This window comes from Hyalangium sp., assembly GCF_035629615.1.
Classification (GTDB): Bacteria; Myxococcota; Myxococcia; order Myxococcales; family Myxococcaceae; genus Hyalangium.
In genome coordinates this window covers 1-8,856 of sequence record NZ_DASPHO010000208.1, presented here as the reverse complement: position 1 = coordinate 8,856, position 8,856 = coordinate 1, and the positions used below count along the sequence as shown (strand labels likewise).

Sequence of the window (8,856 nt, the reverse complement as noted above, 5' to 3'; positions counted from 1 at the left end):
CGAATTGGAGATCGCTGACCCGATCATACGTTTCCGCGAGACTGCGGCTGTCATGCGTGAACGAAGTCATCCAAAGTTCCAGTCAAACGGAAGCGACGCCACCGCCCCCATCGTTGCGGCGCGAGGCTGTCCGCAGTTACGGCGAACTACTTCCCCGTAGTTTGGTCACGGCCCGCGCGACCTGGACCGACCAGAGCGCGAAGCCCGCCGCCGAGACGGCAGCCTGTGGTGCACTTCGCAGCTCCAAGCTTCCGACGACCACGAGCAGGACGTAGGCCACTGCGAGATTGAAGAGGGCATAGAGCATGTTTACGACGGGCGACGAGAGCCCTCGAAACGGTGGTGTCGCGAACGGGGTGTAGAACCGGACCCCCGACATGCCGGCGATGAAGTGCGGGAAGAAGTTGGCCAGGAACATGCCTCCGAGGAAGTAGGCAACGTTGTGCCAGGGCATCGAGACTCCCTTCTGATGGCAACGCCGTGTTGCCATGACAGAGCCGAGCCTAGCCGCGCTTGACCGTGAAAGCAACTTCGAGTTGCCATCTGGAAGACGGCAATGCTAGTGTCTTGGCAATGCGTCGTACTCCCGGATCAACGCGTCGTACCCAGGGGGCCCTCGGGGGACGCAGCGAGCAAGTGGTGCGTCGCGTGCTCGATGCCGCGATCGTCGAACTCGCGCGCTCGGGATACGCCGGCTTTCGCATGGACGAGGTCGTGTCTATGGCTGGGGTCAACAAGACCACGATCTATCGACGCTGGCCGAGCCGGGCAGCGCTGGTCACTGCTCTCGTCGACCGGATGCGCAAGCCTCTTCGCGAGAGCCCGCTGCCGGACACTGGAGATTTGGAACGTGATCTCGTCGAGGCATTTACGCGACGATTCACCATCGGCCGGAAGATCGAAGGCCGAGCCTGGGCACGGCTGCTCGACGAGCGATACAGTCCCGAGGTCGAAGCGATCATCGGAGACGTGGTGGACGAGCGTCGCGGCGAGTGGAGGGCGATGGTCACGCGCGCAATCGACCGGGGCGAAGTACCGCCAGGAACCGATCCGCAGCTGCTCTTGCATGTCGTCCGCGCGATCGTCGACGCCCGCCGGCTGGATACGACCTGGCTGGTCCTCGCGGTGCGGACGGTCATTGCCGGCGCTCGTGCTGGAACGCTTGAGCGGGGGCACAGAGGCTCACAGAGGTCGCATGTTCCATCCGCCAAGCAGACGAAGCGGCTGTAGTCGATGTCCCACCCGTGCTCATTGGAGCATAAGAAAAATGGGAGGCCGGTTGAAGGTGAGGGCTGGAGCGGAGGGGCCGCGGACGGGAGCCGCCCGAGCAGTGTGCCAGGCCGGTGTAGGGGGCCGAGCACCCCCATAGGGCACACTGCTGCCCAGGCCGCCCTCCCATGAGGTGCGCGGCAGGAGCCTGGGCCTGTGGGTTGTCTTGAGCGCCTCAACGCCACGCTGCCTTATGTGGCCCTCGCGCTGGGGCCAGCCTCGCACCTGCCGTGGGGAGGCCCAGGTGCTTCAGAATCGCGCGCACCCAGCTCCAGGGCCATGGCCAGCAGGCCTCCCACGGCCATCCCCACCGTCGGGGCGAGAAGCGTAGGCGCGAAGTTCACTTTCTGGCTGCTCGACTCGCTGACGATGCCCTGGGCCAGGCCGGTGAGGGCAAGCGCGTAGAGTGCGCTCATCCCCACGAGTGCTGCGTCCCCGTTGCTCACGTCTCCGCTCCCGTACGTGAGCGCCAGCACGGAGACGATGCCCGCCTCCATGACGCCGAACATCAGCAAGGACCCTCCTACCGGAGGTGCATCCGTCAATGCGACGAGGGTGACCCCTGCGATGAAGCCTGTCGTGGCCGCACCTGCGACGAGGAAGGACTCATTGCGCTCCACGGGGATGAAGTACTGGTAGAGCACCCCCGCTGTGCCCAATGTGAGGCCGCCCACCACCGCGCCCATGTACGTTGCGCTCTCGGCGGTCTGCTCCTCTGCACCCTCTTCATAGTCCGAGGTAAATCCCACCATCGCCCCCCCAATGACGCCGACCAGGCCTTGGGTGATGCCAAAGAGCCGCCCACCGGAGCCGCATGCGGGAGGGTCTCCTGTCAGGAAGAAGGCGTCAGTCTCTGGAGAGATTCTGCCCTGCAACCCAGACTGGATCCACAGGCTTGGCCTCGGAGCAACGGAGGGGGCCATTGCCGTGTGGAATCCTGGCAGTGTGAGTCTCGTCTGACCCGATGCCGTCGGCACGAGAGGTCGGGTCGCGAATCCTGGCTGGGTCTTTCGTGGCTGGCGCGCCAGCACAGCTGAGCTACGGCGGCGCGGGCGATAGTGGGTACCGGGGCGTCGCCCCGCCCAAGCCATAGGCTATGACGGCATCAGAGTCAGCGCAGGTGCTTGTTGAAGAACTCCAGCGTACGCGCCCAGGCGAGCTTCGCGGCTTCGGGGTTGTAGCGCGGCGTCGTGTCGTTGTTGAAGCCGTGCTGGGTCCCCGGATACGTGAATGCCTGGTAACTCACCTTGTTCGCTTTCAGCGCTCCCTCGTACGGAGGGAAGCTCGCGTTGACGCGTGGGTCGTTCTCGGCGAAGTGGATCAGCAGCGGCGCTTTGATCTTCGCTGCCTCTTCAGGCGCCGGTGAGGTGCCGTAGAAGGGCACGGACGCCGCGAGCTTGGGCACCCGCGTCGCGAGGATGTTCGCCATGGCGCCGCCGTAGCAGAAACCGACCACGCCGACTTTCCCAGTCGAGTCCGGCCGCTTCATCAGCCACTGGACGGCGGCGACGAAGTCTTCCCGCGTCTTCGCCTGGTCCAGCTTCGGGAAGAGCGCACGCGCTTCATCTTCGGTGCCGGGGTAGCCGCCGAGCGGAAAGAGCGCGTCGGGCGCGAACGCCATGAAGTTCTCCAGTGCCAGCCGCCGCGTGATGTCCTCGATGTGCGGATTGAGGCCGCGGTTCTCATGGACGACGAGGATCGCAGGCAGCTTGCCCGTGGCCTTCGCCGGACGCGCCAGGTAGCCCCGCATCTTGCCGTAGCCCTTCGGCGACTCGTACTCCGCGGACTCCGTCTTCAGCCTCGCGTCGTCCTTCGGCACCTGCTGCGCTTCGGCGAACTTCGGCGACAGCACGCCCAGCAGCATGGAGGCGGTGACTCCGCCGGCGGCAAAGCGCGCCGCCTTCTCGAGAAACCCGCGGCGATCGATGTCGCCGTGCACGTACGCATCGAATAGGATCAGCAGGTCCTGGTCGAAGTCCTCAGCTCTCTTCATGTCTGCCATTGCGCCTCAGCGTATCATGCCGGGGTGCTGAATTCAGGTACCATGCCGAGCAGCGGCCACACTCGTCAGCCCTGGAGCACGCCATGCTTCGAATCCTCAGCGCCGCCTCGCGCGCGTTCTACGAGAAGCTCGGCTTCCGTGCCATCGGCGGTAACCAGGACCAGAACTGGCTCATCATGCAGAACGAGACCAGCACCATCGGCCTCTTCCAAGGAATGTTCGACAAGAACGTCCTGACTTTCAACCCGGGCTGGGACCGGAACGCCAATCCACTCGCCGACTTTGACGACGTCCGCGAGCTCCAGCGAACCCTCCAGGCCCGCGGCTTCACCCTCGCCTCCGCCGCCGACGAATCCTCCACCGGACCCGCGAGCCTCATGCTCATCGATCCCGATGGCAACCCCATCCTGATTGATCAGCACGTCCCGAAACCGGCGCGCTGAGGACGCACTCACGGCCAGAGGTGGCCAAGCTCAGGGGCCAGCGCCAAGCGCGCGGCCAGCTCGTCCGGTTGCCCTTCGCGACCTCGGCCGAAAAAGAAAGCCCCGAAGCACCTGGTGCCGCCTGGGGCCATGCTACATCGCCGCCCTCCAGGCTGCGCTCACGGCGGAGCGTGCCGCGCTGGTGGCCGAGCGCGAGCGGGTGGCGGAGCTGTCGCGCGAGCAGCTGCGCGCTTGGCACGAGCGGCTGCGGCTGGAGTTGGAGCTATTGCGCCGACGCCTGTTCGTCGCCAAGGCCGAGCGCATCGACACCCGCCAGTTGGAGTTGGAGTTCGCGGCCACCCTGGCAGCGCTCGATCGGCTGAGCGGGTTTTCCCCACCCGAGCCTGAAGCAGGCCAGGAAGGCGGCGCGGCCGCACCCAAGAAGAAGAAAAGGCCCAAGGGCCGACGGGACCTGCGCCAGCTGCGCAATGCTCGCCTCGACAGCCGGCAACTCGCCGCGAAGATCGGTCCTCTCACTGTCCCGCCGCCTCTCCTCCCGACGCCGAAACAGGAGGCTGCGGCGAACGGACCGTCCCGATAGCTCTGGCTGTGAGGGCCTCGCGTCCATCGCCCCACTCTGCGCGGCTCTCCAGTCTCATACCAGACGGGGTTCGTGCAGCGGATACGCCTATGAGGGCCCTCGCGTCGAGGGTATTGCTCAGCAAGCCGGCATCGAGGTGGAGATCGTGAAACGCTCGGACATGATCCGGCTGATGTTGGGCCGCCTTGCCTGAGTGCCTTGGCTCAACACCCTCTCAGCGGAACTCTGCAAGTCACCCGTTGCGAGGTTGCTTGGCGTCCGGTGCTAGAGCATGCTCGTGGTCGACGATCCCTGATCCGGCACTTTCACCAGCGGTTGGCGTAATGGCACGCTAGGAGCTCCATCCCCATGAGAACAGGTTCGACGGCTCGGCGGCTCATGGCCGCGAGCCTCAGCCTCTTGCTCGCTTCCTGTGGTACAACCCGTTACTCGGGCCCCAGCCCGATGGACGCCCACGAGCTTTCCAGCTCCGTACTCGTCATCAAGGATGTATGGGGCGCTGGGGTCACCCACTCATGGGAACCCATGAGCAGCTTTGACCTGTCACGATACCCGTCCCGAGCGATCGATAGCAGCTTGGCGGGTCGCACCGTCCGCGTCGCCTGGACTCGCAATTGCGAGGACGAACGCGATGCCTGCGTAGAAATGTGTATGAAGTCTCTCACAGGTCCGGATTGGAGCCACGCGAGTAAAGGCTCAAGGTTCAAGATATGTGACGGCAGGTGTAGACCCGCCTACATCGATTGCTGCCGGCTTCGTGAGCAGGCTGAAGTCCGGAATTTCCCAGTCGTGGATGACGCGGTGGACTGGTTGAAGCAGCACCGCAAGGAAGTCTTGGTGGGGACAGTCGTCGCCATTGCTGGGGTGGCTTTTGTCGTCATTGTCGTGGGAACGGGAGGCGCCGCATTGATCCTCGCACCGGCTGTCTTGTTGGTGTCGTCCGATGTCTCCTCCGAACTCCCACCCATGGCAGTGAAACCATGACGAATTATACGCTCCTTTCGGACCCACAACCGGTGATTGGGAGGCAATGGAGCAAGGAACCATCACCTGAGCGAAGGCGGCTCCTGGGCTTGGCACGAGACGCGCTCCTCTTCATTGAGGTCACCGGCCAGAGGTATCGCTTCGAGGACTTCCGCAAGAGTCCAGGAACCGGGGTTCCACCGCGAGCGGAGGGCTTCGCGAGTCTCAGGGAGCGCTTGAACAAGACGGCGGAGTTCTTCACGCAACTCCGCGACGAGCCAGAATCCGCCGCGGAGAGAGAGCTGATCCAAGTCATTCTCGACGCGCTTCACTTCATCTCTTCGACTGATCAATACAGCGCGTTCGGAGAGTATGTTGCGCATGTCGAGGCGGGCGGACCTCCTTATGTCGTGGCTGCGTTCGCTACGAAGGAGGAGGCGGAAGCCTGGCTCAAGCAACTCCCCCAGCCCCCTGATTCCGCCAACATCTTGATCGCCAATAGGTATCACGACGTTGTCCATGACCTCAAAGCGCACGTGCTCCGCCTGCCACGCAGCCGCGCCCTCGCGTACTATCTTGCCGAACTCAAGAAAGAACAGCCGCCCAGCGCGGTTGCGTCATTCAGAAGTCTTGAAGAAGCAACTGCATGGCTGCAATCACAATCCGAGCCAGCCAGCTGGGCGTGGGTGTTGATTGCGGGTGAATTCTACCTCGCGGCCTATTACCGCAACATCCACCACCGAGCCCTTTATCCACTTTCCATGTCCAAGGGCTATGATGAGAAGTCCAAAGAAACACCTCGGCAGTGAAAGAGAGTCTTTTCCCATTCACTGAGATGTTGCGGAGGTTGGAGTCCCGGCCGGCAGGTTGACTGCATGGATGCGGGTTCGATTCCCGCCGCCTCCAAGCCCCATGGCGCACCTGGACCCGTCGCCCATCTTCTCCTGAGGCTCAGGGGCTGGGCGCCGCCATTGGCTCTCCGGGGACGGCGGCTGCCCAATGCCGTCGCAGCAGATCGAGCAGAAACCACGCCGAGGCCTGAGCCGCATAAATGCGAAACTGGTCATCTTTGTCGTGGTCTGCGTAATCCGAGACGGCTTTGACCACCAGCATCCGCACCTCTTCCAACGCGGCCACGGCCCCAATCGCCGCGCCTTCCATCTCCACGCCAAGCGTCTTGCGCTCCAGCTTGCGCAGACTCTGAAAGAGTTCGGGATCCTCCTGCACGTAAGAAGTGGTGGCGATGGGCGCGACGAAGACGGAAGGATACCGGGGTTCCTCAGGCTCCCCATCCGGGCGCTCAATGGGGAAGTCTGCCGCCTTCCGGGCTCCTGGCCCGGTCAGCGCCAGCCCCTCGGCTTTGAGGAGCTTTGCCTTCTTCAGGCGCTTGAGGATCTTCTCCCAGGCAGGGCAGCGCGTCAGCCGTTCGGGGTGATGGAGCGTGCCTTCCATTCCTTCGCTCGCCAGCGTTCGGAGCAACCACCGCTCCTGTGCCTCGTACGGGATGGGCCTGGCGCATGGAAAGTCGCGGCGCCAGAGGCCCTCCTTCTCCTGAGCCGCCTCGATGAGTTGCGCCCTCGGGCTGTAGGTAGTCAGGTCGTGGAATATGTCCTGCTGCCTCTGGCCGCCCGCGGTGATCGCTGCCTTCAGCTTTCCATGGTCGAACTTGAAGACCCGGTCTGCGACGATGACATCGCCCAGTTTCGTTTCCCGCCGATCGCCCGCGCAAATACCGCTCATGGCGATCACCTCGGGAGACAGCGCCATGAGGCGTGTGGCTAGATTGGCCGTATACAGTTCTCCCATCCGAATGGGCCGCGCGACGGCGACCCTCAACTCCCGGGCCTGGCGCCCGTGGGGCTTGAACGTGGCCCGATGGTAATTGAAGCCCCTGGGCCCCTCGACGGACTGCCACTCCTCGATCACGCCGTCCCGATAGGAAAGGACTGCATCCCGCTCGTCCTTGAGCGCTGTGACAATCAGCACGTCCACCTTGGGGAACAGGTGTGTGCGTTGCCCGGGTGCTGGGGGCACCCGGGGCACGGGGCCCTCGGTACTCTCAAGGGCCGGGATGGGGCGCTCCTTCCTGCGGGTGGACTGTCCCCGGCCCACTTCATTCAGAACGCCCTTCTTGGTCGTGTACCGCAGTCCCAGGTGATGGAGCGCCTCATCCAGCTTCTTGAGGAGCTGAGACGTAAACGGGTTGATGTGCTCGAATGCTGCCTCCGCGGCCTCGAGAAAGCCGGGGCCAAACGAGGTGCCCCGCTTCCGCATGCGTGACAGCTGCCGGCGGGTGCTGTTGAGGTATTTATCCAGCTCCTTATGCGCACCCGAGCCCCGAGGTGGGGAGAGCGTCCCTGCCGCGATGGAGTGAAGGATGAGTTCCAGGCACGAGCGCTGCGCGTGAAGTTGGGACAGGCAGATGCGCAGGTGGCGCATGGAGTCCTGCGCCTCTGTTCCGCTGGAGTACAGGAGCCAGCAACTCAGTTCCACCCCCGCGGTGGGCCTAAGCCAGTAGTGGTGCAAGGCCGCCCCTGGCCCAAGCATACTGGGGACAGCCTTTGCTCCCGTGGGAGGAAGCAGCAGATCCCCCGGGCCATACTCCACCACCAGCATGGGGATACCCCCCAGCGTCCAGGAACCAATGGTGGCCTCCGCGTCCTGCTCCGTGCTCGCCAGCAGATAGGCCCTGGCGAGATGACCGCTTACCGCGTGCAGCGCCCTCTGCCGGGCCTCTTTGTTGATGCTGGGAACGAGAACATGGAGCCCCAGTGCCCGCAGCAGCACCGGCCCGATTCCCACCGCTGGCTGCTCGCCGGCAGGGCGCCGCCGCGTCAACCCAATGTCGAACTTGCCCACCACCTTCCCGTCAAAGAAGAAGCGGCGGTAGGCGCACTGAAACTCGGGCCTGGCAACCGGAATGAAGCGCAGTGCGTGATGGGCCTCGCAGACGCGGTTCTCACCCAGGTGGTCCCAGGAAATGGAGCGCCGCCGACGCACAATGGGACCGAAACCGCGTACGAACTGACGCTGCGGCAGGGGCAAAGGCCAGCCAGGCAGGGGCAAGCGGCCCGTCGGCTTTTCCAGGAAGCTGCGCAGATCCGCAATTGGGAACTGAAGAGAGAGAAGCAAAAAGGGGTCCCCCGGCCGAGCACGTAGGGACCCTAACCCCCAGCATGGTAGCGAGGCGAGAGCAAGCTCTCGTCCCCCTTCCAACTGCCACGAGCCAACGGCGCCCGTTTACCGGCCCCACGGATCGATACAGCCGCCCGCGGACGCAACAGGAGCATAATCACGCCACGCACTGGCGGCCATCCTTCGTACAAGTAGCAACTGAGTTGGGCCGCATGTGCCCCCAGTGTGCCCCTCCAGCGGGGATAAGAACGGGACGAGACGGGACGAAACGGGATGGGGCGGCAGAACGAACCGACGTGAAATCAAGGCGATAGCCGGTAACAGGTATCCGCTGCATGAGCCCCGTCTGGATGAGCTGAACAAGAGCGCGCAAGGTGGGGCGCATGGCAGACATCGAGGAGTGGAAGAAGCGGGTGGGGGACTGGCGCGCCAGCGGGCGGAGCGCCGGGGAGTACTGCAAGGGC

Annotated in this window: 9 protein-coding genes; 5 read left to right on the top strand and 4 right to left on the bottom strand. The window is 64.2% G+C overall.

Annotated features, from left to right (window positions below):
* Nucleotides 1-136 precede the first annotated feature (136 nt).
* Nucleotides 137-454 (bottom strand): hypothetical protein, encoded by a 318-nt coding sequence (locus VD972_RS10685; protein ID WP_324984830.1) that lies wholly within the window; start codon nucleotides 452-454, stop codon nucleotides 137-139.
* Between the two features lie 185 nt (nucleotides 455-639).
* Between VD972_RS10685 and VD972_RS10680 the strand changes: the two genes are divergently transcribed.
* Nucleotides 640-1,230, top strand: coding sequence for a TetR/AcrR family transcriptional regulator (locus tag VD972_RS10680; RefSeq protein WP_324984828.1), 591 nt, complete (start codon nucleotides 640-642; stop codon nucleotides 1,228-1,230).
* Nucleotides 1,231-1,460: 230 nt separating this feature from the next.
* On the opposite strand, the gene VD972_RS10675 is transcribed toward VD972_RS10680, so the two are convergent.
* Together VD972_RS10675 and VD972_RS10670 are read right to left on the bottom strand one after the other, a co-directional pair.
* On the bottom strand, nucleotides 1,461-2,144 hold the full coding sequence (locus VD972_RS10675; protein ID WP_324984825.1) for a hypothetical protein: 684 nt from the start codon (nucleotides 2,142-2,144) through the stop codon (nucleotides 1,461-1,463).
* 236 nt (nucleotides 2,145-2,380) lie between these two features.
* Complete coding sequence (locus tag VD972_RS10670) at nucleotides 2,381-3,262, bottom strand: dienelactone hydrolase family protein (protein ID WP_324984823.1); 882 nt, start codon at nucleotides 3,260-3,262, stop codon at nucleotides 2,381-2,383.
* A 92-nt stretch (nucleotides 3,263-3,354) separates the two neighbouring features.
* Between VD972_RS10670 and VD972_RS10665 the strand changes: the two genes are divergently transcribed.
* From VD972_RS10665 to VD972_RS10650, 4 genes are all read left to right on the top strand, one after another.
* Entirely contained in the window at nucleotides 3,355-3,714 is a 360-nt protein-coding gene (locus tag VD972_RS10665) for a VOC family protein (RefSeq protein WP_324984820.1), read from the top strand.
* A 181-nt stretch (nucleotides 3,715-3,895) separates the two neighbouring features.
* Nucleotides 3,896-4,294 carry a hypothetical protein gene (locus tag VD972_RS10660; protein ID WP_324984817.1) on the top strand — a complete coding sequence of 133 codons (399 nt, stop codon included), beginning with the start codon at nucleotides 3,896-3,898 and terminating at the stop codon, nucleotides 4,292-4,294.
* Between the two features lie 789 nt (nucleotides 4,295-5,083).
* Nucleotides 5,084-5,278, top strand: coding sequence for a hypothetical protein (locus tag VD972_RS10655; RefSeq protein WP_324984814.1), 195 nt, complete (start codon nucleotides 5,084-5,086; stop codon nucleotides 5,276-5,278).
* 215 nt (nucleotides 5,279-5,493) lie between these two features.
* Nucleotides 5,494-6,066 (top strand): hypothetical protein, encoded by a 573-nt coding sequence (locus VD972_RS10650; protein WP_324984811.1) that lies wholly within the window; start codon nucleotides 5,494-5,496, stop codon nucleotides 6,064-6,066.
* 142 nt (nucleotides 6,067-6,208) lie between these two features.
* Here VD972_RS10650 and VD972_RS10645 read toward each other — a convergent pair whose 3' ends face one another.
* Entirely contained in the window at nucleotides 6,209-8,257 is a 2,049-nt protein-coding gene (locus VD972_RS10645) for a hypothetical protein (RefSeq protein ID WP_324984808.1), read from the bottom strand.
* Nucleotides 8,258-8,856: the final 599 nt, after the last annotated feature.